The 25,545-nt window shown below is 63.8% G+C and carries 23 protein-coding genes and 2 tRNA genes; 16 read left to right on the top strand and 9 right to left on the bottom strand.

All coding sequences use genetic code 11. The features are described 5' to 3' along the window. The first annotated feature begins 17 nt into the window (after window positions 1–17). The 4 genes from Q7S20_12550 to Q7S20_12535 are packed head-to-tail and all read left to right on the top strand — an operon-like array spanning window position 18 to window position 4,208. A complete protein-coding gene (locus Q7S20_12550) occupies window positions 18–827 on the top strand; it encodes an FtsX-like permease family protein (GenBank protein MDO8502663.1) in 810 nt (269 codons plus the stop codon). Then, entirely contained in the window at window positions 827–2,014 is a 1,188-nt protein-coding gene (locus Q7S20_12545; GenBank protein MDO8502662.1) for an FtsX-like permease family protein, read from the top strand. Before Q7S20_12550 ends, Q7S20_12545 begins: the two co-directional genes overlap by 1 nt. After that, window positions 2,011–2,682, top strand: coding sequence for an ABC transporter ATP-binding protein (locus tag Q7S20_12540; GenBank protein MDO8502661.1), 672 nt, complete (start codon window positions 2,011–2,013; stop codon window positions 2,680–2,682). Before Q7S20_12545 ends, Q7S20_12540 begins: the two co-directional genes overlap by 4 nt. Next, a complete protein-coding gene (locus tag Q7S20_12535) occupies window positions 2,679–4,208 on the top strand; it encodes a hypothetical protein (GenBank protein ID MDO8502660.1) in 1,530 nt (509 codons plus the stop codon). The genes Q7S20_12540 and Q7S20_12535 overlap by 4 nt, the downstream gene beginning before the upstream one ends. 70 nt (window positions 4,209–4,278) lie before the next feature. On the opposite strand, the gene Q7S20_12530 is transcribed toward Q7S20_12535, so the two are convergent. Continuing rightward, window positions 4,279–4,950: a hypothetical protein gene (locus Q7S20_12530; protein MDO8502659.1), complete on the bottom strand. Its 672-nt coding sequence runs from the start codon at window positions 4,948–4,950 to the stop codon at window positions 4,279–4,281. Window positions 4,951–5,051: 101 nt separating this feature from the next. On the opposite strand from Q7S20_12530, the gene Q7S20_12525 reads away from it, so the two are divergent. The 3 genes from Q7S20_12525 to Q7S20_12515 all read left to right on the top strand — a co-directional run bounded on the left by Q7S20_12525 (window position 5,052) and on the right by Q7S20_12515 (window position 8,635). Continuing rightward, window positions 5,052–5,870 carry a DUF72 domain-containing protein gene (locus Q7S20_12525; protein ID MDO8502658.1) on the top strand — a complete coding sequence of 273 codons (819 nt, stop codon included), beginning with the start codon at window positions 5,052–5,054 and terminating at the stop codon, window positions 5,868–5,870. A 138-nt stretch (window positions 5,871–6,008) separates the two neighbouring features. Continuing rightward, window positions 6,009–6,698, top strand: a complete 690-nt coding sequence (locus Q7S20_12520) for an SURF1 family protein (GenBank protein MDO8502657.1) — start codon at window positions 6,009–6,011, stop codon at window positions 6,696–6,698. Further along, window positions 6,695–8,635, top strand: a complete 1,941-nt coding sequence (locus tag Q7S20_12515; GenBank protein ID MDO8502656.1) for an acyl-CoA dehydrogenase family protein — start codon at window positions 6,695–6,697, stop codon at window positions 8,633–8,635. Before Q7S20_12520 ends, Q7S20_12515 begins: the two co-directional genes overlap by 4 nt. 39 nt (window positions 8,636–8,674) lie before the next feature. Here the strand turns inward: Q7S20_12515 and mgtE are convergent, their stop codons facing one another. The 3 genes from mgtE to Q7S20_12500 are packed head-to-tail and all read right to left on the bottom strand — an operon-like array spanning window position 8,675 to window position 11,640. Beyond that, the gene (mgtE, locus tag Q7S20_12510) at window positions 8,675–10,123 is read right to left on the bottom strand and encodes a magnesium transporter (GenBank protein MDO8502655.1); all 1,449 of its coding nucleotides are present in this window, start codon (window positions 10,121–10,123) and stop codon (window positions 8,675–8,677) included. After that, entirely contained in the window at window positions 10,123–10,353 is a 231-nt protein-coding gene (locus Q7S20_12505; protein MDO8502654.1) for a cation transporter, read from the bottom strand. The genes mgtE and Q7S20_12505 overlap by 1 nt, the downstream gene beginning before the upstream one ends. 54 nt (window positions 10,354–10,407) lie before the next feature. After that, complete coding sequence (locus tag Q7S20_12500; GenBank protein MDO8502653.1) at window positions 10,408–11,640, bottom strand: putative glycoside hydrolase; 1,233 nt, start codon at window positions 11,638–11,640, stop codon at window positions 10,408–10,410. A gap of 57 nt (window positions 11,641–11,697) precedes the next feature. Between Q7S20_12500 and Q7S20_12495 the strand changes: the two genes are divergently transcribed. The 3 genes from Q7S20_12495 to Q7S20_12485 all read left to right on the top strand — a co-directional run bounded on the left by Q7S20_12495 (window position 11,698) and on the right by Q7S20_12485 (window position 13,425). Further along, window positions 11,698–12,621, top strand: coding sequence for a hypothetical protein (locus Q7S20_12495; protein MDO8502652.1), 924 nt, complete (start codon window positions 11,698–11,700; stop codon window positions 12,619–12,621). Window positions 12,622–12,717: 96 nt separating this feature from the next. Further along, complete coding sequence (locus tag Q7S20_12490; protein ID MDO8502651.1) at window positions 12,718–13,122, top strand: DUF2203 domain-containing protein; 405 nt, start codon at window positions 12,718–12,720, stop codon at window positions 13,120–13,122. Continuing rightward, window positions 13,123–13,425: a hypothetical protein gene (locus Q7S20_12485; protein MDO8502650.1), complete on the top strand. Its 303-nt coding sequence runs from the start codon at window positions 13,123–13,125 to the stop codon at window positions 13,423–13,425. A 38-nt stretch (window positions 13,426–13,463) separates the two neighbouring features. On the opposite strand, the gene Q7S20_12480 is transcribed toward Q7S20_12485, so the two are convergent. Together Q7S20_12480 and rnz are read right to left on the bottom strand one after the other, a co-directional pair. Next, window positions 13,464–15,365, bottom strand: coding sequence for a gamma-glutamyltransferase (locus Q7S20_12480; protein ID MDO8502649.1), 1,902 nt, complete (start codon window positions 15,363–15,365; stop codon window positions 13,464–13,466). A 120-nt stretch (window positions 15,366–15,485) separates the two neighbouring features. Next, a complete protein-coding gene (gene rnz / locus Q7S20_12475) occupies window positions 15,486–16,496 on the bottom strand; it encodes a ribonuclease Z (GenBank protein MDO8502648.1) in 1,011 nt (336 codons plus the stop codon). A gap of 51 nt (window positions 16,497–16,547) precedes the next feature. Here rnz and Q7S20_12470 point away from each other — a divergent pair, with 51 nt between their 5' ends. After that, window positions 16,548–17,087: a DinB family protein gene (locus Q7S20_12470; protein MDO8502647.1), complete on the top strand. Its 540-nt coding sequence runs from the start codon at window positions 16,548–16,550 to the stop codon at window positions 17,085–17,087. A gap of 261 nt (window positions 17,088–17,348) precedes the next feature. Continuing rightward, a tRNA-Ala gene (locus Q7S20_12465) sits at window positions 17,349–17,421 on the top strand. 203 nt (window positions 17,422–17,624) lie between these two features. Here Q7S20_12465 and Q7S20_12460 read toward each other — a convergent pair. Beyond that, window positions 17,625–18,962: a hypothetical protein gene (locus Q7S20_12460; protein ID MDO8502646.1), complete on the bottom strand. Its 1,338-nt coding sequence runs from the start codon at window positions 18,960–18,962 to the stop codon at window positions 17,625–17,627. A gap of 180 nt (window positions 18,963–19,142) precedes the next feature. Here Q7S20_12460 and Q7S20_12455 point away from each other — a divergent pair. Further along, window positions 19,143–19,215: transfer RNA gene (locus Q7S20_12455), tRNA-Gln, on the top strand. Window positions 19,216–19,314: 99 nt separating this feature from the next. On the opposite strand, the gene Q7S20_12450 is transcribed toward Q7S20_12455, so the two are convergent. Together Q7S20_12450 and Q7S20_12445 are read right to left on the bottom strand one after the other, a co-directional pair. Beyond that, window positions 19,315–19,524, bottom strand: a complete 210-nt coding sequence (locus tag Q7S20_12450) for a hypothetical protein (GenBank protein MDO8502645.1) — start codon at window positions 19,522–19,524, stop codon at window positions 19,315–19,317. Between the two features lie 1,040 nt (window positions 19,525–20,564). Continuing rightward, window positions 20,565–20,801: a hypothetical protein gene (locus tag Q7S20_12445; GenBank protein MDO8502644.1), complete on the bottom strand. Its 237-nt coding sequence runs from the start codon at window positions 20,799–20,801 to the stop codon at window positions 20,565–20,567. Between the two features lie 223 nt (window positions 20,802–21,024). On the opposite strand from Q7S20_12445, the gene Q7S20_12440 reads away from it, so the two are divergent. From Q7S20_12440 to Q7S20_12430, 3 genes are all read left to right on the top strand, one after another. After that, window positions 21,025–22,089: a patatin-like phospholipase family protein gene (locus Q7S20_12440; protein ID MDO8502643.1), complete on the top strand. Its 1,065-nt coding sequence runs from the start codon at window positions 21,025–21,027 to the stop codon at window positions 22,087–22,089. After that, on the top strand, window positions 21,993–24,272 hold the full coding sequence (locus Q7S20_12435; protein ID MDO8502642.1) for a cation:proton antiporter: 2,280 nt from the start codon (window positions 21,993–21,995) through the stop codon (window positions 24,270–24,272). The genes Q7S20_12440 and Q7S20_12435 overlap by 97 nt, the downstream gene beginning before the upstream one ends. A gap of 154 nt (window positions 24,273–24,426) precedes the next feature. Next, entirely contained in the window at window positions 24,427–25,155 is a 729-nt protein-coding gene (locus Q7S20_12430; protein ID MDO8502641.1) for an SIMPL domain-containing protein, read from the top strand. Window positions 25,156–25,545 lie beyond the last annotated feature (390 nt).

Below are 25,545 nucleotides of genomic sequence, written 5' to 3'. Positions count from 1 at the left end.
GACGCTAACTTCAGGAAGTGATCGCACACTTCCTTGCCGCGCTGTTGTTGCTGCAGCAGCCATCCACGCGCACCATCGCGATAGACGAGCGCCTCGCCGCCGACGCCGGCATCTCGATTGGCGACCGGCTCGTCGTCTCGGTGCGACCCGGCGCCGCGTCGGGAGATACCGTGATCGTCTCGGCGATCGTGAAGCCCGGCGCCGATCCGGCGGAGATCGTACGCAGCGAGTACCGCGTGCGGATGCACCTCGACCAGCTTCAGAAAGTTGCGGGATATGGCGACCGGGTGGATCGCTTCGCCGTCGCGACGCGTGGTCCCGCGGCGACCGAGCGCGCGCTCGCCGACATCAACGCGGCGGCGTTCGGATTCCAGGCGCACCGCTCGCGCGACATCGCGGTGGAAACCTCGCGGACTTTCCAGGTCGTGAGCCGCTTCCACAAGGCGATCGGCGTGATCACCATCGTCGCCAGCGCGATCTTTCTCCTCTGCGTCATGCTCCTCAAGGTGGAGGAGCGACGCCGCGACGTCGCCGCGTTGCGATTGATGGGGATCTCTCGCGCGACCGTGGTGAAGGGAATCGTCGCCGAGGCGGCGGTGCTGGCGCTCGTCGGATGTGCGCTGGGCGTGGGGGTGGGCTGGGTCTCGTCGCAGTTCATCAACTGGTACTACCAGGGCGTGTACCGGACGCCGCTGTATTTCTCGTTGATCACGCCATCCATCGTGACCCTTGCCATTGGATTGTCACTCGTGCTCGGGATCGGTGCGGGGCTGCTCGCATCGCTGCGGCTGGTGCGCACGCCACCTTTGACGCTGTTCGGGCGCTGATGCGACTCGCGCTGGCGTGGGCTTCGCTCAAACGGCATTCGACGCGCACGCTGCTGGCGATTCTCGGAGTTGCGGTTGCGGCGGCGATGCTGCTGGACATGGTGATGATGTCCACCGGGATGCGCGAGTCGTTCCGCGAGCTGCTGCTGTCGCGCGGATTCCAGTTGAGACTCGCGCCCAAGGGAACGCTTCCGTTCGATACCGACGCGACCATCGAGAACGCGAGCGGGATCACGTCCCTTCTTCGTCACAATCCGGCGATCGTGACGATCAGCCCGGTGCTTGGTGGTACGATTCACATTCCGATCGGCGGCAGGGTCGTCACCAGCGCGGCGCTGGGCGTGAATCCGGCGGTGCAGGGCGATTACGAGCTGCTCTCCGGTCGCGATCCCACCGCTGCGGACGCGCTCGCGGTGAACGACGATTTCCTGAGAGCGACGGGCGCGAAGATCGGCGACACGCTCGACGTCGCGACCGGATATGACCCGCAGCTTCGGACATACTCGGGATCGCGGAGGCTGGTGATTACCGGCCGCGTTCGATTCCTGTACGGGGCGGCGAACCAGCTTGCGACGGTGATGCGCCTCGCCACGCTTCAGGAGATGGGCGGGCCGTCGCGCGCCGACGACGCATCGCTGTTCATGATCAAGGTTCGGAACGATTCGGAGGTCGAGAGCACGCGGGCGTGGATCGAGCGTGCGATTCCCGGAGTGAGCGCGATCTCTACCGCGACGGCGCTGGCGCAGGTTGACCAGCGGCTCAGCTACTTCCGCCAGCTCGCCATCATCCTTGGCACGGTCAGTCTGTTCGTCGGATTTCTCCTCGTGACGACTCTGATGACCGTGTCGGTGAACGAGAGAATCGGTGAAATCGCCGTCATGCGCGCGCTTGGCGTGTCGCGTACCCACGTCGTGCAACAGGTCGTGCTGGAAGGGATCGCCATCACGATCGCCGGCGCCATCGGCGGACTTGGTCTTGGTCTCGTAACCGCGCGTTATCTCAATGGAATTCTTTCAAGCTTCCCGGGACTCCCGGTGGCGATTGACTTCTTTCTGTTTCAGCCGCGCGCGGCGTGGACGGCGCTGGGTCTGCTGACGCTCTCCGGGATAGCGGCGGGGGTGTATCCGTCATTCCGCGCCGCGTCGCTTCCGATAGCGACGACGCTCAGGCAGGAGGCGATCGCGTGACGGTCGTGGAAGCGCGCGATCTGGCGAGGGACTATCGGTTCGGCGCGGAGCACGTGCACGCGCTGCGCGGAGTGAGCTTCGACATCTCCGACGGTGAGTACGTGGCGATCGTGGGGCCATCGGGCTGCGGCAAATCAACGCTTCTCAACCTGCTTGGCGCGATTGATCAGCCGACGCGCGGGAGCGTGCGGATTCGCGGGCACGCGTTGGGGGGCATGCGCGATCGCGAAGCGACTGAATTCCGCCTACGGAACATCGGCTTCGTGTTTCAGCGGTTCTATCTGATGCCGACGCTCTCCGCGCGCGAGAACGTAGAGCTGCCGATGGCGGAAGCGGGGCTGGGGAAGGAGGAGCGCGCCGGGCGCGCGAGGGAGCTGCTGCGATACGTCGGGCTCGGGCATCGCGAGAGGCACAGACCGTCGGAGCTGTCGGGCGGAGAGCAGCAACGCGTAGCGGTCGCGCGTGCGCTCGCGAACAAGCCGGCGATCCTTCTCGCCGATGAGCCGACGGGTGAGCTCGACGCGAAGACGGGTGCCGAGATAATCGCGCTGTTCGAGCGGCTGAACGCGGATGGTACGACGATCATCGTCGTCACGCACGACGAAGAGCTGGCGGCCACGGCGCATCGGAAGATCCACATGCGCGACGGCAGCATCGTGGACGGATGATCACGCTTCTCGCCTTCAGGAACATCGTCTACCGTCCGTGGCGGTCGGCGCTTCTCTTCTTCGGGTTCGGCATTGGCGTCGGCGTGATGATCGTGCTGCTCTCGGTCGGCGAAGCGCTGCTGACGCAGGCGCGCGACGAGAAGCTCGTGGGCGGCGGCTCGATCACGGTGCTTCCACAGGGTCTCGACGTGGAGGTGATGAAGACGGGAGGCGTCGGCGGGCTCTTTTTCTCGATAGACCACGGCCGATTCGTGTACGACCAGCTGCTCGCATCCCCGCGACTCGCGTCGTCGGTGAGCGCGGTAGCTCCGCAGATTGACGATCGGCTCGTTTATCTGCGCACGGTGAATGGCGTGGAGTATCCGGTGCGCGCGAGTGGTGAGATACCGAGCCGAACGATGGCTGTTCGCGGCCCGGTTTCGATAAGTGCGGGCATCTGGCGCGACGACGATGGCGACAGGAGATGGATCGCACCGTCCCTCGAGGAGCTTCGGCACGAGACAGATCATTTCCATCTCCCGCCGGACAGCGCTGCCAACCGTGCGAGCTGGGCGGAGTGGCATTACTTCAACGTTCTCTCGCCCGATCGAAAGCGGTGGGCGTTCATCTCGTTCATCGTCGCCGGGGACGTGCGCACCGAGCGCTGGGGCGGCAGTGTCGCGATTACCCTGCGCGAGGAAGGCAGGGAATCGCGGAAATTCGAATCGTTCGTGCCGCGCCAGGCGGTGAGATTCTCGACGACGTCCGCGAACCTGACGCTCGGCGGCTCGACGGTCGAGGTTCAATCGGACGGGAGCTACAAGGTCCATGCTGTCGCCGAGGCCCGGGATGGCGGAGAACCAATCGGCGTGGATCTCGTCGTCGCTCCGGCGCCGCGCGCCTATTTCCCGGGCGCTTCGCTGGGCTCCGAGGAGTTCGTTTCCGGTTACGCCGTGCCCGCATTGCGAGCGAGCGCGACCGGCAAGGTGTGCGTCGGCGCGAAGTGCGAGCAGTACGCTGCCGCGCAATCCTATCACGATCACAACTGGGGCGTTTGGCGCGGCGTGACGTGGGACTGGGGCGCGGCGCGGGCAGGAGCTTATACCATTCTATATGGCCGCGTTCGGGGACCCGAACAACAGGGACGGGAGACGCCGCTCTTCGTGTACCTCGTGGACTCGCTCGGATTCCGCGCCGTGATGCGCCCGGCACGAATCACTTATGAGGATGGCCGGTCCGCTCTGGTGGACGGCAGGACCGTCAGAGTGCCGGCTCGCGCATCGTTCGCCGACGTCCGCGGCGCCGACACGCTGCGAGTCGAGCTCGACATCGAGGACGCGATCGCGACCGACACACGCCGCCAGTCGCGCGATCAGAGCCCGTTTGCCAATCGCGAGCCAGGCGGTGAACGGGGCGATCCACAGCGTGATGCCGGCTTCGCGCATCCATATTTCATTCAGATGAAGGGCGTCGCGAGAATCTCCGGCAGGCTTGGAGGCGAGCTCGTGAGTGGGTCGGGCACTGGATTCTTCGAAACGTATCGCTGAAACGAAAGAGGCCGCGTGTCGCGGTGTGTCGCGTGTCGCGGCCTCCTCGTTCTTCCTGCTTTCTCCCTTTTTACATTCGGCGATCCGTTGGATCGGGTCCCGGCACCGACGCCGGACTGCCATCAACGCGAGCCTCGATGTTGTCCACCGCATCAATCGCCCTGTTGGCGAGGTTGCGGGTCGTATCCGATGCCCGGTCAGCGAGATTCTCGCCGCTGTTCTGGATGCGGTTGGTCGCTTCGCGCATCGAGACGGATCTGCGGCTCGTGTACGCTTCCTCGGCGTACGGGCGCACTGCGGCCCAATCGCCGTGACGCGCGCGGAGGTCGTTGCCCCAGCCGCGTTGCAGGTCCGACTCGATTGTCTCGAAGCTCTTGCCGTTGTAGTCGGGGTTCTCGCTGGCGAGGTGGCCGAGCTGATATGCGGGGCGCACATCCTCGTACGTTCTGTCGGCGAGGCGGTCCGGGCGCGATTCGTACGTCTGGCGGTAGTTGTTGTCGACGTGGTCATTGAACTTCGAGGCGGCTTCGGCGACTGTGCGTCCCGCCCACCATCCGCCTACCGCGCCGGCGATTCCGCCGATGATCGTGCCGATGGGGCCGCCGGCCGAGCCGACCGCGGCTCCCATCACGACGCCCGAAACTCCTCCCACCGCATGGCCAACTTCTTCGCTTATGCTCGGATTGTCGTCATGGCGCAGAACGCCGCCGTGCTGATGCCCGTTCTGATCGTTGCGATCCATCGTTCCTCCTGGAATCAAATTCGCGGGTGTGTTGCTTTCAGCCTTAAAAGGGCAATTTTGAGACCAGATCTCACGAGCCGGAACAAAATGCGCCGCGCACAGTGACGGACAGAAAGCCAGCGATTCACATCGGCACCCAGGGGTGGAACTACGACGCCTGGGTTGGTCCGTTCTTTCCCGTCAACACGCGGCCGGCCGATTTCCTCTCCGTGTACTCGCGCGCGTTCGGCTCGGTAGAAGTGGACTCGACTTTCTACGGCGTGCCCTCGCCGGCAACATTCAAGGGCTGGTACGACCGCACGCCGCACGACTTCGTCTTCACGCTCAAGCTGCCGCAGGAGATCACCCACGAACAGCGTCTCCGCGACTCGCTCGGCGTCGGTGAAGTGTTCTATGAGAGAGCGCGCGAGCTGCGACACAAGCTCGGGCCGATCCTCGTGCAGCTCAGCCCCGACTTCGATCCGGCCGAGCTTCCCGCGCTGGTGGACTTCGTGAGCAGGGTTCCGTCCGATCTGCGCTTCACGATCGAATTCCGCCACCGCGGATGGATCAACGAGGGAGTCATCGCGCTGCTGCGCGACCGTAACATCGGCCTGACCCTGGTGGACGGGCGGTGGATTCCGCGGAAGGTCATGCTTGGTCTGGCGAAGCGCCCCACGGCCGATTTCGCCTACATCCGCTGGATGGGACCCAACCGTGACCTCGTTGACTACTCCCGTGTGCAAGTGGACCGTACGCGTGAAGTGGACGCATGGGTCGAGGCGATCAAGCAGATGCCGCCGGGGCTCTCCGACATCTACGGCTACGTCGCGAATACATTCAGCGGCCATAGTCCGTCCACCGCGCGCGATATCCAGTACCAGCTCGGCCAGCGGCCCGTGGATCCCGCTACGCTTGGGGAGCAGTTGTCGTTCTTCTGATCCGGGCCGCCAAATCGTCGCGCGCCCGCTAGCTACTCTATGTGGCAGCGGGTGCTGTCTGCGAGACCGATGCTGCCAACATTGCCCCCTTCCATCCACTCCGATGCCTCGATGCAAGCCGTGATCTAGATTCACGGCATGAAGCCCCGTGATATCGTGTTCGTTGTTCTCGGTACTGCATTCGCCGCGGTTTTCATCCGGCTCGGGTTCTGGCAGCTCGAGCGGCTGTCGGAGCGGCGCGCGCTCAATTCGGAGCTGCGCGCGCGCGCGGCGATGGCGCCGATCGCCGTGCGGGACTTGCCGGCTGACACCGCGGCGGCGCACTACCGGCGCGTCACGATATCCGGCACCTACGATTTCGATCACGAGATCGTCATCACCAACCGGTCGCGCGACGGGTCGCCGGGGGTGAACATCATCACGCCGGTGCGCCTTCCGGGGAGCGACTCAGCAGTTCTCGTCAATCGCGGATGGGTGTACGCGCCGGACGGGATGACAGTGGATCTCTCGAAGTGGCGCGAGCCCGCCTCGATGTCCGGAGAAGCGTTCGTCGAGAACTTCTCGACCCGCCAGGGCGAGGTTCGCTCCGCACGCCACCGCAATGCGTACCGATGGCTGGATCGCCCTACAGTATCTCAGGCATTCCCTTATCCCGTTGCTGGTTACTATTTAGTACTAATCGGGGGCGGCAGCACCCCTGTGAACGTCCCTCCGCGGCTCGATGTTCCGCCGCTCGATGAGGGCTCGCACAGGAGCTACGCGCTGCAATGGTTTTCCTTTGCGGCCATCTCTATTATTGGCATGTTCCTCTTCGTGAGGCGTAAATGACGGAAGATCCGCGGGCCCTCGCCACCGAGAAAGAAGCGCGAGACGTCGCCGAGTCGGCGCGTGAGACCGAGTGGGAGCACCCGAGTTTCGCGAGGGAGCTTTTCCTTGGACGGTTCCGCCCCGATCTGATATATCCGCACCCGCCGAACGACGACGCGGAGGAAGCCCGAGCCAAGCCGTTCATGGACAAGCTCAAGGCGTTCCTCGATCGCGTGGACTCCGCCGAGATAGACCGGACCGGCGAAATCCCCGAGTCGCTCGTGCAGGAGCTGCGCGACATGGGCGCCTTCGGCATCAAGATTCCGAAGGAGTACGGCGGCCTCGGCCTGTCGCAGATGAGCTACATCAGGGCGATGGAGCTCGTGACGTCGAAAGACGGATCACTCGTCGCGCTGCTTTCGGCGAGCCAGTCCATCGGAGTCCCGCAGCCGCTCAAGCTCTTCGGCACCGAGGATCAGAAGAAGAGATTCTTCCCGCGTCTCGCCAAGGGTGCGATCTCCGCGTTCGCCCTCACCGAGGTGGACGCCGGCTCCGATCCTGCCAACCTTCGCACTACGGCCACGCCCACCGAGGACGGAGAGCACTTCGTCATCAACGGTGAAAAGCTCTGGTGCACCAACGGCACACGCGCCGAGCTGTTCGTCGTGATGGCGAGAACGCCGGACAAGCAATCGAGGGGAAAGAACGTCAAGCAGATCACCGCGTTCATCGTGGACGCGAGCATGCCGGGCGTGGAAGTGGTGCATCGCCTTCGTTTCATGGGTCTCAAGGCGATCGAGAACGGAGTGATCCGCTTCACCAACGTGAAGGTTCCGCGCGATAACATCCTGTGGGCGGAAGGCAAGGGACTGAAGCTCGCGCTTGTCACTCTGAACACCGGGCGGCTAACGATTCCGGCGGGATGCGCCGGAGCCGGCAAGGTGATGCTTCGCATCGTGAGGAAGTGGGCGAACGAGCGTGTCCAATGGGGGCAGCCGATCGGAAAGCACGAGGCCGTGGCGCAGAAGATCGCGAAGATGGCGGCGAACACTTTCGCGATGGAGTCGGTGGCCGAGCTGGCGACAGCGCTGTATGAGAAGGGCGGGTACGACATCCGCCTCGAGGCGGCGCTCGCGAAGCTGTACAACACGGAAGCGGGCTGGAAAATCATTGACGACACTCTTCAGATCCGCGGCGGGCGTGGATACGAGACCGCCGAATCGCTGGCGAGTCGCGGCGAGGAGCCGATCGCCGTCGAGCGCGCGATGCGCGATTACCGCATCAACCTGATCTTCGAGGGATCGTCGGAGATCATGCGGCTGTTCATCGCCCGCGAAGCGGTGGACCATCACTTCAAGCTCGCGTTCAACATCGTGAACCCCGAGTCGTCCATGAAGCAGCGTCTCTCGGCAATGGCGAAGTCCACGCCGTTCTATCTGACGTGGTATCCCACGCGTTGGGTCGGCGCGGGACAGCTCAAGAGCTACGGCGAGTTCGGAAAGCTCGCGACCCACATGCGCTACATCGAGCGCAACACGCGCCACCTCGGCCGGTCCATCTTCCACGCGATGGTGCGGTACGGTCCGAAGCTCGAGCGGAAGCAGGCGGTGCTGTTCAGGGCGGTGGATATCGGGGCGGAGCTGTTCGCGATGTCGGCGTCATGCAGTCGCGCGCAGATGCTGGCGGCGAAGGGACAGAAGGAAGCGATCGCGCTGGCGGACACGTTCTGCCGCGAGGCGCGGCTCCGGATTGACGAGCACTTCCGGAATCTTTTCGGGCCCAACGACGAGAATCTCTACAAGCTCGCGATGTCGGTTCTCAAGGGAGAGCACGCGTGGCTCGAGCACGGCATCGCGGCCGAAAACGAGATGGGGCTGCGCGAAACACTTCCGGCGCGCGGAGTTCCGGAGGTGGCGACGAGGGTCCCTTCGAGGGAGGTAATGACTGGAGCTGGCTGAAAACTTTTACCTGCTGTTTGCGTGGCCACCGACCCTGTTCTACAGTAGCGTCCCCTTCAGGAAGAACAGAGCGACGTAGAAGTAGATGCTGAGCGCCGTCACGTCCACGAGAGTGGCAACGAACGGTGCGGATGCGCTCGCGGGATCGAAACCGATGCGTCTCAATACGAACGGCAGCATCGAGCCCGCGAGCGATCCGAATGTCACTACGCCGACGAGCGCGAAGCCCACCACCGCGGCGATCCGCACGAAGTGATCGCCGTATCCTCCGCCGATCGCGAAGTACTGCCACACCAGCACACGAATGACGCCGAGCAGTCCGAGCAGAATGCCGAGCGCGATGCCGGATGGAAGCTCGCGCAGGGCGACGCGCCACCAGTCGCGCAGCTTCACCTCGCCGAGCGCCATGGCGCGGATGATAAGCGATGTTGCCTGCGAGCCGGAGTTGCCCCCGGAACTCATGATGAGCGGGATGAAAAGAGTCAGCACCAGCGCGCGGCTGATCTCGAGCTCGAAGTGCTTCATCACCGTAGCGGTCGCCATCTCTCCCACGAGCAGGATCGAGAGCCAGCCACCACGCTTCCTGATCATCGAGAAGAATCCGATCTGTGTGTACGGCTCGTCGAGCGCTTCCATTCCGCCGAAGCGCTGCACGTCCTCAGTGTGCTCCTCCTGCAGCGCGTCGATCACATCGTCGACCGTGACCACGCCGAGTATGCGGTGGTGGCTGTCCACGACCGGCAGCACGACGAGGTCGTAGTTCGACGTGAGCCGTGCGACTTCCTCGCGGTCCATCATCGGCGGCACGGTGACGACTTCCTCCCATGCGACGTCGCGCACGAGTGTTCCGTCTGGCGCCGCGAGGAGTTCGTGCAGCGACATCACGCCCTTCACCACTCCGCCGGCGTCCACCGCGTAGATGGCGTGCATCGCCTCCCGGCGGCCGCCGCGAGCGATGCGTCGCACGGCCGCGAGCGCATCCTCGACCAGCGTGTCCTCCGACACCGAGACGAACTCCGTCGTCATCAATCCGCCGGCGGTATCGGGCTCGTAGGCAAGGAGCCGCTCGGTCTCTTCGCGCTCGGGCGCGGGGATCTTGGCGAGAATCTCGTCGGCGCGCTCTTCCTCGAGATCTTCGAGCACATCGGCGCGATCGTCCGGCGTCATCTCCGTGACGAGGGCGGCGGCCTTGCGGGTGGGGAGGCGCTCGAGAACTTCGCTGCGCAACTCCTCGTCGAGGTACTCGAGCACATCGGCGGCGCGGCCGTCGGACAGGGCTGCGAGAAGATCTGCGACGCGCTCGCGCGGCAGCGCTTCGGCTATGTCGGCGAGATCGGCTGGGTGAATCTCCTCGGTCTCGGCGGCAACGCTCGACGGATCGTCGTCGAGCAGAGCGAGAATATCGGGGGCCAGCAGCGCGGCCACTCCCCTCACTTCATGTTCGCCTGTCGGCGGCGTATGCAGGGGAGTGTGCCGCTGCTCCTTCATCACACCACCGGGAGGGTGCGCCGGTCTTCGCGGAACTCCGCGACGTCGTAGCCGGCGATGGAGATGGCCTCGCGCAGAGCGTCGGGGCTGACCGTCCCGTCATGCTCGATGATGGCCTGTCCGATGGACACGTCGGCGCGCGACACGCCCGGCACTCCGCCGAGCGCGGTGAATACCGCCCGCACGCAGTGGCTGCAGCTCATGCCGTTTATCTTCGCCGTCGTGACCATTCGGCAATTATAGTAGAGAATAGGACGTTTGCCCACCGGTTTCAGGGCTAGCTCCTACGGCGTGACGGGAGGATTCGCCGCTCGCGAAGCCAGCGTCTTCTCGAGCGCGGGGACGAAGATGTCGTACGATGACCCGGGGTGCCAAAGCACCCAGCTGTCATAACCGGAATCGTACACCGCCTTCTTCTGCGCCTCGATCTCGGCCGGGCCGTACGCGGGCGCACCGAGCGTGAATGCCTGGAGCCACGGACGGACGCGCTGACCCTTCAGGCCCAGCGCTTCGGTTCTCACGCGCGCGCGGGAGATGGCGGTGTGGACAATCTCGTATGGTGCGGTGTTCGGACGTGCGACGCCGAATGCCCCGCGCGGGTAGTGCGACGGATACACCATCGGCAGAAGGACATCCACCGACTGCACGAGCGGCTCCCATTTCTGTCCGACCTCGAGTGTTCCACCCACAGTTGTCGTAAGGCCGAAGACGTCCGCCGTGGTGCGCACGCCGAGCTTGTCAATGCGCGCCTTCGCGGCCTTGAGAAATTCCGCCAGAGCTTCCGTCTTGCCGCGGGCGTTGGACTCGGGGAATACCTGCGGCGGAAGACTCTTGTACGGCTCGGGGAAGCGGATGTAATCGAACTGAACTTCACCGAACCCCATCTTCACTGCTTCTTCGGCGATGCGGAAATTGTACTCCCAGATCGCGTTGGCGTACGGGTTGACCCACGTGAGGCCCTTGTGATCGCGCCACGGTGATCTGTCGGCCTTGCGAATGGTGTGCTGCGGATTCATGCGCGCCGTCACGGAGTCCTTGAAGACGACGATCCGCGCGATCGGCAGGACTCCGTGCGCGTTGATCGTGTCGAGGAGCGCCTTCATGTTCGTGATCTTTGTCTGGGTGCCGGCGTTCTTCTGCAGAAGAGGATCGCTGGAGTTGTAGTTCATGCCGAACTCGTCCTTCACGTCAATGACGAACGCATTGATCTCGGTCGAATCGGCGATGGCCAGGAGCTTGTGCATCTTCCTGGTGCTCTGGGCGGCGAAGCGATTGACGTAGAGCCCGCGGATCGGCGCAGACGGGTCGGTCCTGAGCTTCTCGAGACCGGCCGAAAGGCTTCCGGTGGCGGGGGGCATTACCGGCGGCGCGGCCACCGGCGCCTGGGCTGAAGCATTGCGGCCACCGACGACCGACCCGGCGACCGAATCAGCGATGACTTCAGCCCGTCTGGCGGCCGCGTCGCGGCTTCCTACGCAGGCGGTGGAGAGAACGGCAAGCAACAGAAATGAACGCATCTTGTGATCGATTGTCGAAGAGGTTTGGGCGGGCATGATGCACTATATTTGCCAGCAATGCGATCCCCCCGCTGGCTGTTCATTCTACCCCTCATGGGCTGTTCGTTGCCCGCTCCCAACCCGCCGGCCGCGGAGTTCCTCGTGGCCGACGCGGCCTCGACGTATTGGGTGCGCAGCGGCCCGCGCGGGATCAGCGCGCGGAATTCCCCGCTGATCCTCACCAGCGCCGGCGACCGCTTCTATGAAGTGTATGTGGACGAAGTCACGCGCTCGTACGAGGACGCCGTCTTCACGGGTGAGCCGATCTACAGCCGCGAGCTGCTGAGCGGCCGCAAAAGGCTCCTCTACGAGGACGCGCGCGTCGGCGCTTGGGAGAAGGCCTACCTCACACGCAATCCCGACGCGCGTCTACTGGATCCGGACGAGGACGGGAGCGAGGACGTGAGCGTCGCGGCTACGGGCGAATCGGCCATCCTCGCAGTGGCCGGCCCATATGTCCTGTACGACCGTCGCGTGACGCTCGAGCGCGACGATTTCCAGCAGTCCGATTCCTCGAGCGGTGCGATAGACGTCCGCTCCGGAGAATCGGTTTCGCTCGCCTCCCTCGTGCGCGACACCGCCATACTCGGCGCCGGAGGCGTTCGTGAAGGCGATGCCGTGCGCTGGCGCCATGGCGGATACGACGTCGTCGCGCGGTGGGACGGCGACCGGTCCGAGACCGATGTCGTGCTCCGCGACCTGAGAGGCCACGAGTGGCCGCTCGGCCAGGTGAGCTCGCGTCTTCCGAGGATTTTCTGGCTCGACGTGCCGCGCGTGGACCCGAAGCTGCGAACGGCGCTCGCCACGGCGTTCGAGGACGCGCGCACGGACGACGTGGAGACGCAACTGGTCAGGCACCGCGGCGGTTCGCGGGAGCACTCGCCTCGTCTGACCGCCCTCGGCCACCGGACGCTAGCGGCAGCCGGTTCCGTATCCCAGTGAAGGCTGGCTCGCGCTCCGGGCTTGAGGAAAGAACCGCGGAAAAGACCACGCTCGGCCAGACTTGACCGCGGCGCGGCGCCTGCGCACAGTTCGCGCATGCGCACGAGCTTCACCGTTGACGAGGCAAACAGGACGCTGCCACTGGTGCGCCGCATAGTGAGCGACGCGGTGCGCGACCACTGGCGGTGGCAGGAAAAGGTGCGGGAGTTCGAAGAGGTCGCGCTCACCAGGCGCGTGGACGAGCCGAACGGCGAAGCCGATCGGCTGGAGAGTGAAGCGCAGCAGCTCGCGCGCGACATAGATGGATATCTGACCGAGATCAGGCAGATCGGCGTGCAGATGAAGGGGTTCGATACCGGGCTGGTGGATTTTCCGGGAGAGGTGGACGGCCGGCCGGTGCTGCTGTGCTGGCAGCTGGGTGAGGAGAGCGTGCAGTACTGGCACGAGGAAGACGCGGGCTTTGCCGGACGGCAGCCGCTGCCCTCGATACATGGAAAGTGAATGGCGATGGGAAAGATGATGCGAGTGTTCAGTGGTCCTGACGGTACGCGCTGGGGCGTGGCGGTAAAAATGCCGACGGCGAGCAACGCGATGGTCGTGTTCCATCATCCCGGCGGGAAGACGTCCGGGCTCGACCGTTATGCGTGGTACCAGTGGCACGGACCGGAGGCGCGGAGCGTTACGTCGCGCGTCACCGGCGACTCGGTGATGAAGGTGCTCAGCGAGGACGTCATCGATCTGCTTTTCCGGCGGTCCATGCCGATAAGTGCGGGGGCCAACCCACTCGTCGGGGTCAGCCCCTGAGATAAGGACAAAAGCGTTAACGCTTTAGTTCGCCGCGCTTACCACGCGATACCGTAATCCTCGCCGTGATTGCTCGACCCGCCCCAGAAAGACCCATGCTTTCTGTCGAAGAAGATGGCGTTGATCGGGCCCGAAGTTCTCTCCTCGAACTCGAGCGTGTATCCCATGCGCTGAAGCTCTGCGCGCACGCTGTCGGGGGTGGATGACGCCACGAGCATGCGGCCGGGTCGCGACTCGTGGGCGCCGAACGACGAGCGCATCTGGTAGCTATTGATGTTCGGCGCTTCCGTCGCCTGCTGAACCGTCATTCCAAACTCGACCACGTTCAGGAAGAACTGCAGCAGATTCTGGTCCTGCGAGTCTCCACCCTGCACGGCGAACGACAGATACGGAAGCCCATCCTTGAGGGCGAGCGTCGGCGTCAGCGTCACGCGAGGGCGCTTGCCGGGCTCGATCACGTTGAAGGGTCCGTCACGGGGGTCGGCGACGAAGCTTTGCGCGCGCTGGCTCAGTCCCACTCCGGTATTACCGGCAATTACCGCCGGAACCCAGCCGCCACTGGGTGTTATGGAAACTACCCATCCTTCTTCGTCGGCCGCTTCGATGGATGTCGTGCCGCGATAGAACGCGTCGTGGAATGCATCATCCGCGCTGGCGAGCGGCGCCGACCCACTGTCCTGAGTCTGCTTGTCCTGCTGCCCGCTCTTCGGCTTGTCGTCAGGCGCGGGCACGACGGTCCACTTCGACAGAAGATCGGCGAACGGGTTCTTCCCGCCCTGATACGCAAAGGGATCGCCGGGCTTCACCGTTGTATCATTGTGCGTCCAGTCTATCTGCGTGTAGCGCGCCTTCGCGTAATCCTTGGACAGGAGACCGCGCACCGGCTCCTCGGGAGCGAAGTACGGATCGCCGTAGTAGAAGTCGCGGTCGGCGAACGCGAGGCTCATCGCCTGATAGATGGCGTGCATGTACTTCGGCGAGTTGTATCCCATTGACTTGAGATCGGCGTTCTCGAGGATGTTGAGCGTTTGCAGCATCGCCGGTCCCTGCTGCCAGAAAGGAAGCTTGTAGACCTGGATGCCGCGGTACGACGTGCTCACCGGCTCCTCGATGCGCACCTTCCAGTTCGCGAGGTCGGCCATCGTGAAGAGGCCGCCTTCCTCGCGCACGCCGCGCACTATCTCGCGCGCGATATCGCCCTTGTAGAACCTGTCGTACGCGGCGTAGATCGCTTCCTTGCGCGATTTACCCGCGCGCAGCGCCTGCTGCTCCGCTTCGACGAGCTTGCGAAGCGTGGCGGCGAGATCCTTCTGCACGAAGATCTCTCCCGCCTCCGGCGCCTCTCGCGGCTGGCCAGGATGAGTGAGATACAGCGCGCGCGAATACTTCCACTTCATTATCTCGCCCTTCTGGCGCTCGATCGAGTTCGCCGTCTGCGCTTCCATCGGATATCCGTCGGCCATCTCGATCGCCGGCCCCAGAACCTCCTTCAGCGACATCGTCCCGTACTCGGCCAGCATCGTTATCAGGCCGCCGGGAGTCCCCGGCGTGACCGCGGCGAGGGGGCCGTACTCGGGCGGATACCGGAATCCCTTCGATTTGTAGAATGCCGCCGTTGCTCCTGACGGTGCGACGCCGAGGGCGTTGATGCCGATCACTTTCTTCAGCTTCGGATTGTAGATCAGCGCTTGCGTCTCGCCTCCCCACGAGAGGACGTCCCACATCGTCGTTCCGGCGGCGAGCATCGCGCATGCCGCGTCAATGGCGTTACCGCCCCTCTCGAACATCATCGAGCCGGCAGTGGCGCTCAGCGGCTTGCCGGTGATTGCGATCCAGTGTCTGGCGTGGAGGGGTGGTTTCTGCGTACGCTGCGCGGTCAGAGGCGAAGCGAGCACGCACAATGCGGCCGTGGCGATCGTTGCGGGGCGGGTAAGTCTCATGGGGGCGAGCTCATGTCTGGGTTGCAACGCTGGTTTGCGCGTTCAATGTGCAGCCGGGCATCGTCGCCCGCCATCGCTGACGATCCGGTCACCGAAGAGGACGAAGACTTCCAGCGCTGATCACTCCTCGGAAGCGAAGGGAACCTCGATTTCCATTCCGTCGCGAGCGATGACGGTGTTCGGAAACAACTCCTTCGCCTGCTGGAGCAGCTCGGAGGCATTGACGGAGTAGCGCGCGGAGAGGTGTGTCAGCACCAGCTCCTTCACTCCGGCTTTCGCCGCGATGTCCGCCGCTTCGCGAGCGGTTGCGTGTCCCGTTTCGATCGCGCGCGGCAGCTCGTCGTCCGCGAACGTCGCTTCGTGAATCAACAGATCCGCTCCCTCGGCGATCGCAATCGTGGACTCGGCCGGACGCGAGTCGCCGCTGAACACGACCCGCCGCCCTGGTCTCGATGGACCGACGAGCTCCGACGCCTCGACGACTCTTCCGTCGTCGAGCGTCACCGGCTGGCCCTTGTGGAGCTTTCCCCACGCCGGACCTTCGGGAATTCGCAGCTCTCTCGCGCGGTCGGGATTGAAGCGTCCGAGCCGGATGTCTTCGACGAGCGCGTAACCGAGCGCGAGCCTGTCCTTGTGGTCAACGGCGTACGGCAGGATCGAATAACCCTTGCGCGCGATCGGGGTGTCGGGAACGACGTCGTTGATCTCGATGGGAAATGGCTGCTTGTCGCTTCCGAGAGCGATCGCCTGTCGCAGCAGTGCTTCGGAGCCCCGCGGCGCCCACAGTCGCATCGGATCCGTTCTGCCCTGCAATGCCAGCGTGCGAAACAATCCGATGACGCCGAGCATGTGGTCGGCGTGCATGTGAGTAAAGAAGATGTCGGCGAAGGCGAAGCTCGTGCCGTAGCGCATCATCTGCCGCTGAGTTCCTTCGCCGCAGTCCATGAGCAGAGTCTCGCCTTCGCGAACGATGGCGAGGGACGTGACGTTGCGCTCGACTGTTGGGCGCGACGCGGAGGTGCCGAGGAAGCGCACGGTGAGCGACATGCGGTGAATATATCGGAATCCCGGCGGTGTCAGGAACGCCATCGGCGATGTGACGACCGTGCGGATTCGCGGGCGCTGTTGCAACTTTGGAAGATCGGAATAGTTTCTTGCGTTCTTCCTTTCAAGGGTGCCTGCATGAAGCGAATTGCATTGATACTGTCACTTGTCGCCGCTCCCGCGATGGCGCAAGGAAGCGCGGCGGCGACAGCGAACCCGGGCGTATCCAGCGCGAAGGCTCTGTGGGGCGACATCACCGGGTACATCGTGACCGCTGCGGAGCAGATGCCGGAGGCGGATTACTCGTTCAGGCCGGTTCCGACGGTCCGCACGTTTGGCCAGCTCATAGGGCATGTAGCGGGAGCGCAGTACATGTTCTGTGCGGCCGCCATGGGCGAGGCGCCAAAGGCTGAGGGTGACATCGAGAAGAGCGTGACGACCAAGGCGGGGCTCGTCGCCGCCATCAAGGCTTCAACCGCGTACTGCGTAAAGGCCTATGAGCAGTCGGATGCGGCGAGCGCGGCGATGATCAAGGTTTTCGGGCAGGACCGGCCGAGGATGTATGCGCTGATGATCAATGCGACGCATAACGGGGAGCATTACGGGAACATCGTGACGTATCTCAGGGTCAAGGGAATGGTTCCTCCATCGAGCCAGCCGAGGCCGCAGGGGCAGTGATATGCAGGCGCCAGTAACGAGCCACTGGCGCCAGTGAAAAGGAGGGTGGGCCTGAAGGCGTATCGTATTTCCGGGCAAGGACTTAGGTGGTCCGGGCAGGGGCATCCTGGCAGAATATTTCTCTTGACATTGGCTCTTGATGGGGGTAGTTTAGATGGAGTCTGAAGCCCCGCCTGCTTTTGCGGGGTTTCGACGTTTGGGCCCGGTGCGACGGGTTGATTGCTTTTCTGAAGGCCGTTACAGCTTGTCGCGCACAAGCGCGGGGCTGTAGCTCAGCTGGGAGAGCGCTGCACTCGCACTGCAGAGGTCAGGGGTTCGATCCCCCTCAGCTCCATTATGAAGTTCGATTCGCAACTCGTTGCGAATGCTGGTCTGGAAGGTCTTTTGGAGTAGCTGCCCGCCGCCGATCGGTAGGACGTAGAGTTCCAATGACGGCGTGCGTGGCACGATTCGCGGCCCATTGCCGCAGATGACAGCCGCGGAATCCTCCAGAGGATCCCGCGGCTCTCTTGTTTTTGTGGCTCGCGCTCAGCCCCGCTATTGTATCAGCGTCCGGGCGTCGAGGCGCATTGCGTTGAATGCATCGGCGCTGAAGCGGTTCTCCTCCGTCTCGGCTTTGCCGACGAAGTCGCCCATCGCGGTGCCGCTCAGGCGATTGAGAAAGCGGAGGATCGCGCTTTCCTGCACTGTGGCCGATGTGCGCCGGCCGATGACGCTCTGCCTGCCTGGTGCGTCGAGGAGAGCGAGTCGGAAAATTGCGCCACCGCCCTGGAAGGGCCGGCGAAGCGGTGTCTTGATGAGGAATCCGACAGTCGGCGGGAGTTTCCAGTCGGGCTCGCGCGTGAACCGCAGGAACCACCCGGTCTCATGCTCGCTGTCTATCACGCTGACATCGCTGACAAGCTTGCGGAATCCGACGTGAAAGATGAGGATCTTCGTCGTGAATTCGGACACGAGCTGAAGCTCGTTGGGAATCGGACGGATGGCGCCCGAGAGCGGGGCGAAGTGTCCGTTGATCGAGCGAAGCCTGAGAGTCATGAAGTTGTCGGCGCCGGAGAGTTCGATCCATCGTCCCCCGCGCTTGTCCATCACGACTGACTTGTACTTCGATTCGGTAGCGTATCTGTCGAGGTATGCGGCGAACGCCGGCATCGCCGACTGGATGTGCCCGGGATCGAGACGGATTCCGAGGACGATTGTGGTGGCGCCATCGGCGTCGTTCGTGACGCGAAGCGTGTCGAGCGTGAGAAGCCTGCCGAGCGCGGCGACGGTGCGCGGAAAGCTTTCGCGGTAGTCGGCGCGGATGGCGGCGGGCGTCCGGTGCTCGGCCGATTTCATGAGAGCCCCGACGACGTTACGCATGTCGTTGGCGGCGATGTATCCGGCGGCGATGTCAACGTTGGTGAGCCACTCGAACTGATCGTCATCTACCCTTCGCAACACCATCAGATGGCGGGAGTCGCCAGCCGCGTCCGCGGGAGTCGTGGACGGCCTTGCGGCGAAGAGGTAGCGGTTGTTGCCGAACTCGCCTTCGACGGTGACCGTGCGTGTCCTGTCCGGGCCCATTGCCGTCCAGACGGAGCTGTCGTTGTAGATGACCGATGGCGTGAGCGCGTTCTTGCCGAGCTTGCCGCGGGCTACACTGAACTTCGGGTTGCGCTGGACGTTGGTGAAGCGCTGAGCGATTCCGCCGAAGAGATTCTCGGCGTTCGCGCGGGCGATGGGGATCGTCGGCCCGAATGCGGGTCCGACGTCACGGCACGCGGTCGCGAGACACGAGACTCCCGCAACGGTGGTGATGGCGCGCCATCGCGCAGCGACGCGGCGAAACGCGGGGAAGCGGTTGCTACTGTACGATGTAGACAGAGGCTGCATGGCCTTGAGTTCACGTGGATCTTCTCGGGGCTAAAAGTTCTACCCTAAAGGCTCGCGGTGGAACCCGTCCTGGGCTGGATTCTTCAGGGGAAACGCGTCCCGGCTGGCGGCAATTGAACAACTGCCAGTGACCGACTAAGTTGGACTGACTGCCTCGGTTGTCTGCGAGGCAGCTTGTTCTGCCCCTTGGTGTAACTGGCAACACGCCTGACTCTGGATCAGGAGAGTCCTAGTTCGAGCCTAGGAGGGGCAACTTAAAGCGTGGAGCTCCGGCATCGTGTTCGTGCGGGTGAGACACACTAGCCTTCCCGCTCTCACTGAATGAGCGGGCGAGAGTCGAGCGGCTACGCGCTCAGTCGGGGATTCCGCGCTCTTCCAGCTCTTCTTCCGACAGCCGACTGGTCGTTTCCCGAACGTACTCATCCAGTAACGATTTGTCGCCGTCAGCCCATTCGGAGCCGTCCCAGACTTCGGGAACCGCCGAGCCCCCTCTCTCGACCACCCGGACAATGGTGGTTCCGCCGAGCACGGAAGCGGGGGGTGACATCACGCGGCCTGTCATAGATCCTCTGGGTGAAAGTGGTGTATCCCCTACACCATCTAATGTAGAGCCGATCGCCAGCCCAGTGGCCGCGGCGGACTGAATGGGATTTCATTCGTCAGAGCCACCTGCTCCGGAGTGAATTTGCTCCTTCGCATCGAGCTGTCCTCTGCTTCCCCATGGAGCTCTGATCAGCCCAAAACCTGGCTCAAAAACTTAGAGCCGCTACTCTCTACTACATCTCTAGTAGATAGGCTCGCAATGAAGATAGCGTTTACGGATCGTGAGCTGGATGTCATGACTGTCTTGTGGCAGCTTCATTCGGTCACCGTAGCAGAAGTCCGCAAGGAGCTGCACGACGAGCTCGCCTACACCACCGTTCTCACTGTTCTTCGTACTCTCGAAGAGAAAGGCTACGTGAGACACCGTGAGGAAGGCCGGGCTCACCGGTATCTGCCCACAGTCGATCCGGCTGACCCATCGGGTCGGCCCTGCGCTCGCGGGAATCATCGGCTACGACGTCGTTCTGCCGAGATGGGTAATCGATCTTCCGTCAGAACAACAAGCACTGATCGTAACGCACGAGCAGGAACACGCACGAGCCTTTGATCCGGTGCTGGTATGGTTAGCGGCGATCGCTACGGTCGCGTTCCCCTGGAACTTTGCGCTCTGGTATCTGATGCGCCGACTTCGAACGAGCATCGAGCTCGATTGCGACCGCCGAGTTCTGCGCCACACCTCGGATTCACACGCGTACGCTTCGCTCTTGCTGGACGTTGGGGCGCGAGTGTCCAGCCGTCCTTTCCTTGCCGCAGCTCTCAGTGAATCTGCATCCCAGCTCAAGCGGAGGATTCTCGCAATGTCGTCGTACCATTCCCGAAGAACTCGCGTTCGCACCGTTGCGACAGCGGCGGCTGCATGTTTTCTCTGCATCGCAGCGGTGCGTCTCGCTGTTCGCTGCTGCCGTGCGTAGCGCACTACCCGGAATGCGGTACGCCCCTGCCGAAGCAGGTCGAAAGAAGGTGCCTCAACTGGTGCAGCAACGCTTCCAGTTATTTCGGCTACGCGATTCCCTGCGAATCCAGCCAGGCGGTCAGCGCCTGGGTGACCTCCGAATCGGGAACGCCGAGTACCTGCGGCATCACCGGCCAGCGCTTGCCAGCTCTCATCAGATACCACATCGGGACGGTCGCCGGCTCGCCGCGCCGAGGGTTCGACGGCTGGCCATCGTAGGAAACGAAGTGGAACTGGTGGCTGCCGCGGACGAGGCGATGCTGCTGGTTCTTGTAGGCGCTCATGGAAAGCTCGGGGATTGGCCGTGGGGAGCCGGCAGATCAGGTGGGAAGTTCTCGAGAAGGGCCGACGCAGCCTAAAGATAACACCCGGACAGCCGACTGCAGGCGAAACGGGTTCGATGATAATCTTCCACCAGCCAAATCAGGTACTCCTCGGGCGGCGTGTACCGCCCAGAACGAGAATGTCAGCCATTGCAGCGATAAACCTGCATCGCTAAATGGAGGGATGGCCTCGTCGCTCACCCTCCGCGCTGGCACCCGGGCTCTCGCGATCGTACGCGAGCGCGGGCTGCGCGCCGAGGACGTGGACATCCTGCCCGCCGCATCGGGTGGCGCGAAGTGGCTGTCCATCGCCGGTCTCGACCGCTTTCTCTTCGGCGAGTTCCTCCAGCAGCCGCGTGAGCGCGTGATGCACCTGATCGGATCGTCCGTCGGGAGCTGGCGCATTGCGTGCCTCGCGCAGCGCGATCCGGTCGCGGCGCTCGAGAGAGGGCATCACGGATACATCTACGGGCAGAGATACACTCCGAAGCCGTCGGCGCGCGAGGTGACGGACGTGCTGGCGCGGCTGCTCGACGATCTGCTCGGCGCGAACGGTGTCGAGGAGATTCTCTCCCATCCGTGGGCGCGCGTGCACGTGATCACCACGATGGGATCCGGTCTCGCCGCCAGTCCGCGGCGCATTGCTCTCGCCACGTCGCTCGCCATCGCGGCGGTTGGCAATCTCGTCAGCCGCCGCGCTCTCGCGCTCCAGATGAAGCGATACGTGTTCCACTCGGCGGGGAGCGACACGCCTTTCCTGCATCTGTCGGATCTACCCACCGTGCATCTTCCGCTCACGCGGGAGAATCTTCGCGCGGTGCTGATCGCTTCGGGCTCCATCCCGCTCGTGTTTGAGGGAGTCGAGATACCGGGCAGGGAAGGCGAGACTCACTGGGACGGTGGCATGCTGGATTACCACCTCGATCTCGACTTCGGGCCGGGAGACGGGCTCGTGTTGTACCCGCACTTCTACGATCACATCGTGCCGGGATGGTTCGACAAGGGAATCCCATGGCGGAGGGCAAGCGGAGTGAACTTTGACCGCGCGCTCCTCATTGCGCCGTCGGCCGAATTCGTTGCGTCACTGCCGGGCGGCAAGATTCCCGACCGTCGCGACTTCTACACGATGACCGAGGGCGAGCGCATCCGCAGATGGCAGGGCGTGGTGGACGCGAGCGAGCGACTCGGCGAAGAGCTGCGCGAGCTTATGGTAACTGGCCGCATCGCCGAGCGCATCACGGCCTGGTAGGCTTCGCGGCCGCGGCGCGGACACCGCGTGACCTTCTGGCCGCGGCAGTCCTCGGCTGGTATCATGCGCGGGTGGAGAACGCGCACACTTTCCTCGAGAACCTCGCGCTCGTCCTGTGCACCGCGGCGGTGACGTCGTTCGTATTCCAGCGACTTCGCCAACCGGTCGTATTCGGATATCTCCTCGCGGGAATGCTGGTCGGGCCGTATGTGCCGATCCCGCTTGCGGCCGACGAGAAAGTGCTGCAGACGCTGTCCGAGCTCGGCGTGATCCTGCTGATGTTCTCGCTTGGTCTGGAATTCCGGCTCAAGAAAGTCGGTCAGATCGCGGTGACGTCGGGACTCGCCGCCGTTCTCGAGACGAGCACGATGGTCGGGCTTGGCTATCTCACCGGTATTCTCCTCGGATTCACGCCACTCGAGAGCGTGTTCACTGGTGCGATCGTGGCGATCTCCAGTACGACCATCATCGCCCACGCGTTCGAGGAGAACGGAGTTCAGGGCAAGCTTCGCGAGGTCGTGTTCGGGATCCTCATTGTCGAGGATCTCATCGCGATCATTCTGATCGCGCTTCTTACCGCGACTGCGACTGGCGCCGGCCTCTCCGCGTGGAGTCTCGGCATCACCGTGATAAGACTGGTGACGTTTCTCGTGGCGCTGGTCGGGATCGGCATTCTGATCGTTCCGAGATTCGTGCGCGGGATCGTGAGACTGAATCGCGCGGAGACGACGCTCGTCGGCACGATCGGGGTCTGCTTCGCCGCTGCCTACGTGGCGTACGCGTTCGGCTACTCGGTGGCTCTGGGAGCATTCATCGTCGGATCGCTTGTGGCGGAATCGGGCGAGGCGGTGAGGATCGAGCGGCTGGTGCATCCGGTCCGCGACATGTTCGTGGCGATCTTCTTCGTGTCGGTGGGGTCGCTGATAGATCCGCGTCTCATCGCCGAGCACTGGGTCGCGGTGGTCGTATTGAGCGCCGTCGTCATCACGGGCAAGGTCGTCGCGGTGACGGCGGGCTCGTTCATCACCGGCAACGGTTTGCGCAAATCCATGCAGGCGGGAATGAGCCTCGCGCAGATCGGCGAGTTCTCGTTCATCATCGCGGGGGTGGGATTGGCGGCGGGCGCGACGCGGAGCTTCCTGTATCCGGTGGCGGTGGCGGTGTCGGCGATCACCACTCTGACGACGCCGTGGCTCATCAGGGCGGCGGGTCCGGCGGCGTTGTGGGTGGATCGCAAGCTGCCGCGGCCGATTCAGACGTCGGTGGCGCTCTACGCGTCGTGGGTGGATCGCATTCGCAGCGCGCCTCCAACGGCAGGGCGATCGCGCACGCGGCGCCTCGTCCGGCTGATTCTGTTAGACGCATTCCTGCTCGCGGGAGTGATAATCGGGGCGGGGGCGGAGCGGGGCAGATTCACGACGATGTTCAGCAACTGGACGGGCGCAACGCAGCGAACTTCGTTGCTCGTCGTTGTGCTCGGAGCCGCGGTGGTGGCGGTTCCGCTGCTTCTCGGGATGATTCGCAGCGCGCGGATGCTCGGGTTCGTGCTTGCCATGCGTGCGTTGCCATCGGCCGGAAGGAGGAAGGCGGACTTCGCCGCCGCTCCTCGTCGCGCATTGGTGACGATGCTTCAACTCGGAATTCTGTTGATTGTCGGTGCGCCGATCGTCGCTGTAACCCAGCCATTCATACCGAACTTTTCCGGGTTCCCGCTTCTGGGGATACTGACGATCGTTCTCGGGTTCGCGTTCTGGCGAAGCGCGCTCAATCTGCAGGAGCATGCACGCGCCGGTGCGGAGGTGATCGTTGCGGCGCTCACGCCGCAGCTCGCACGCGACGACGATTCTGAGAATCTGTTCCGTACGATGGAGCACATCGCCATCATGCTGCCCGGACTTGGCGAGCCGGTACCGGTGAAGATAGACGCGACCAGTCCGGCGCTAAATCGCAGTCTTGCCGAGCTCAACATCCGCGGGAAGACGGGCGCGACGATTCTGGCGATCACTCGACGCGGCGAGTCGGGGAGCAAGGTGGTGGTGCCTTCCGGAAAGGAGACGCTGCGCCTCGGCGACGTAGTGGCGCTGGCGGGGACGCGGGAATCGGTGGACGCGGCGGTGGAGATGCTGACGGTATCGAGGAGAAGGCCAGGCGCCGAACAGCCGGTTCGCGAGCCGGCTGGCTGAGGCACTCGAGGGGGCCGGGGCGTCTGGTCGCTGAGGGCTATCTCTTTCGGGACCGGTTGCGTGGCCGCTGGCCTTCCCATGATACCCCGTGCGGCCCCGCCTCGCTCCCGCACGGTACTATTGAGTGAACAGAACAGCACACAGGAGCTCGCACATGCACTGTTTCATCAGGCTGGGCATCGCGGCGACACTCGCAGCATCGCGCACGGGAATCGCTCAAGTCCCCCCGTCACCGATCGGTCCGGAGGTTTCCGTGGTAGGCCGGGGTGAGGTGAACATCACGCCGGATCGCGCTGTTCTCATTGTGACTGTCGAGAGCAGAGCATTGCTCGCGGCGCGGGCTGCGGCTGACAATGCGCGAAAAGTGGACGCGACCATTACAGCGCTTCACGCGGCCGGCGTGAAGCCCGCGGAGCTGACCAATGGCAGCTATTCCGTCGCGCAGGATTATGAGGCCAGCAACAACAGCCGGCGGCCCAACGGGTTCATGGCGCGCAACACACTTCGTATCGAAGTTCCGCTCATTGCCGACGTCGGCAGGCTCATTGATGCCGCGCTCTCCGGGGGCGCGACGCAGGTTCTGCCGGTGCAGTTTCTCGGGCCCGACATTGAGGGAGCGCGTCGCCGGGCCCTGGCGATCGCCGTGAGGGAAGCCCGTCTCGACGCCGAGGCGCTCGCTGCCGCCGCGGGCGGCTCGCTTGGCAAGCTGATGGCGCTCTCCACGTCGATGTCACCCGGCTACATGCGGGAAGCGTACATTGTGGCGACGAGTTCTCTCTCGAGCAGCTACGGTCCAGTTCCAACCAATCTCACACCGGCAGATCTGACCATCACCGCGGTTGCCTCCGCGCGCTGGGAATTCATCGCGCGGCGAGCGCCCTGATCGCGAAGGTCCTCAACCACGTGCCGGCTTCGCCGCTCGAGCGTCCGGTCGTTGATCTGACGCGAAACCGCCGCCATTAAGTGTCTCGATGACGGCGGTTTCGTTTTTCAAATTACGCCTGTGTCCGTCCCGGGTCCTGATATTGGCGGCGGGGTAGGCGGCTCGCTCGCGGCGTAGGGTGATTGCGGCGGCTGGGGCGGCGGCGGGGCCGGAGGAGCGACTGCCCGTTTCACCGGCGATTGCCGTCGCACGGGCTTCTTCGCCGCTGGTTTTCTGGGTGCGACCTTCTTCACGGTTGGCTTTCGTCGCGCTGACTTCTTCGCCGCCGGTTTTCTGCGCACGACCTTCTTCGCGGCAGGCTTTCGTCGCGCTGACTTCTTCGTAGCGACC

This window comes from Gemmatimonadaceae bacterium (assembly GCA_030647905.1).
Taxonomy (GTDB): domain Bacteria; phylum Gemmatimonadota; class Gemmatimonadetes; order Gemmatimonadales; family Gemmatimonadaceae; genus UBA4720.
Note: the sequence above shows the minus strand (reverse complement) of the source record. Positions and strands in the feature narration are given on the sequence as shown.

Bases quoted from the DNA above. Each gene is read 5' to 3' on its own strand.
- Q7S20_12545 (MDO8502662.1), top strand. From the start codon at position 827: ATGCGACTCGCGCTGGCGTGGGCTTCGCTCAAACGGCATTCGACGCGC.
- Q7S20_12535 (MDO8502660.1), top strand. From the start codon at position 2,679: ATGATCACGCTTCTCGCCTTCAGGAACATCGTCTACCGTCCGTGGCGG.
- Q7S20_12530 (MDO8502659.1), bottom strand. From the start codon at position 4,950: ATGGATCGCAACGATCAGAACGGGCATCAGCACGGCGGCGTTCTGCGC.
- Q7S20_12520 (MDO8502657.1), top strand. From the start codon at position 6,009: ATGAAGCCCCGTGATATCGTGTTCGTTGTTCTCGGTACTGCATTCGCC.
- Q7S20_12515 (MDO8502656.1), top strand. From the start codon at position 6,695: ATGACGGAAGATCCGCGGGCCCTCGCCACCGAGAAAGAAGCGCGAGAC.
- mgtE (MDO8502655.1), bottom strand. From the start codon at position 10,123: ATGAAGGAGCAGCGGCACACTCCCCTGCATACGCCGCCGACAGGCGAA.
- Q7S20_12505 (MDO8502654.1), bottom strand. From the start codon at position 10,353: ATGGTCACGACGGCGAAGATAAACGGCATGAGCTGCAGCCACTGCGTG.
- Q7S20_12500 (MDO8502653.1), bottom strand. From the start codon at position 11,640: ATGCGTTCATTTCTGTTGCTTGCCGTTCTCTCCACCGCCTGCGTAGGA.
- Q7S20_12495 (MDO8502652.1), top strand. From the start codon at position 11,698: ATGCGATCCCCCCGCTGGCTGTTCATTCTACCCCTCATGGGCTGTTCG.
- Q7S20_12490 (MDO8502651.1), top strand. From the start codon at position 12,718: ATGCGCACGAGCTTCACCGTTGACGAGGCAAACAGGACGCTGCCACTG.
- Q7S20_12485 (MDO8502650.1), top strand. From the start codon at position 13,123: ATGGCGATGGGAAAGATGATGCGAGTGTTCAGTGGTCCTGACGGTACG.
- Q7S20_12480 (MDO8502649.1), bottom strand. From the start codon at position 15,365: ATGAGACTTACCCGCCCCGCAACGATCGCCACGGCCGCATTGTGCGTG.
- Q7S20_12470 (MDO8502647.1), top strand. From the start codon at position 16,548: ATGAAGCGAATTGCATTGATACTGTCACTTGTCGCCGCTCCCGCGATG.
- Q7S20_12460 (MDO8502646.1), bottom strand. From the start codon at position 18,962: ATGCAGCCTCTGTCTACATCGTACAGTAGCAACCGCTTCCCCGCGTTT.
- Q7S20_12450 (MDO8502645.1), bottom strand. From the start codon at position 19,524: ATGACAGGCCGCGTGATGTCACCCCCCGCTTCCGTGCTCGGCGGAACC.
- Q7S20_12445 (MDO8502644.1), bottom strand. From the start codon at position 20,801: ATGAGCGCCTACAAGAACCAGCAGCATCGCCTCGTCCGCGGCAGCCAC.
- Q7S20_12440 (MDO8502643.1), top strand. From the start codon at position 21,025: ATGGCCTCGTCGCTCACCCTCCGCGCTGGCACCCGGGCTCTCGCGATC.
- Q7S20_12435 (MDO8502642.1), top strand. From the start codon at position 21,993: ATGGCAGGGCGTGGTGGACGCGAGCGAGCGACTCGGCGAAGAGCTGCG.
- Q7S20_12430 (MDO8502641.1), top strand. From the start codon at position 24,427: ATGCACTGTTTCATCAGGCTGGGCATCGCGGCGACACTCGCAGCATCG.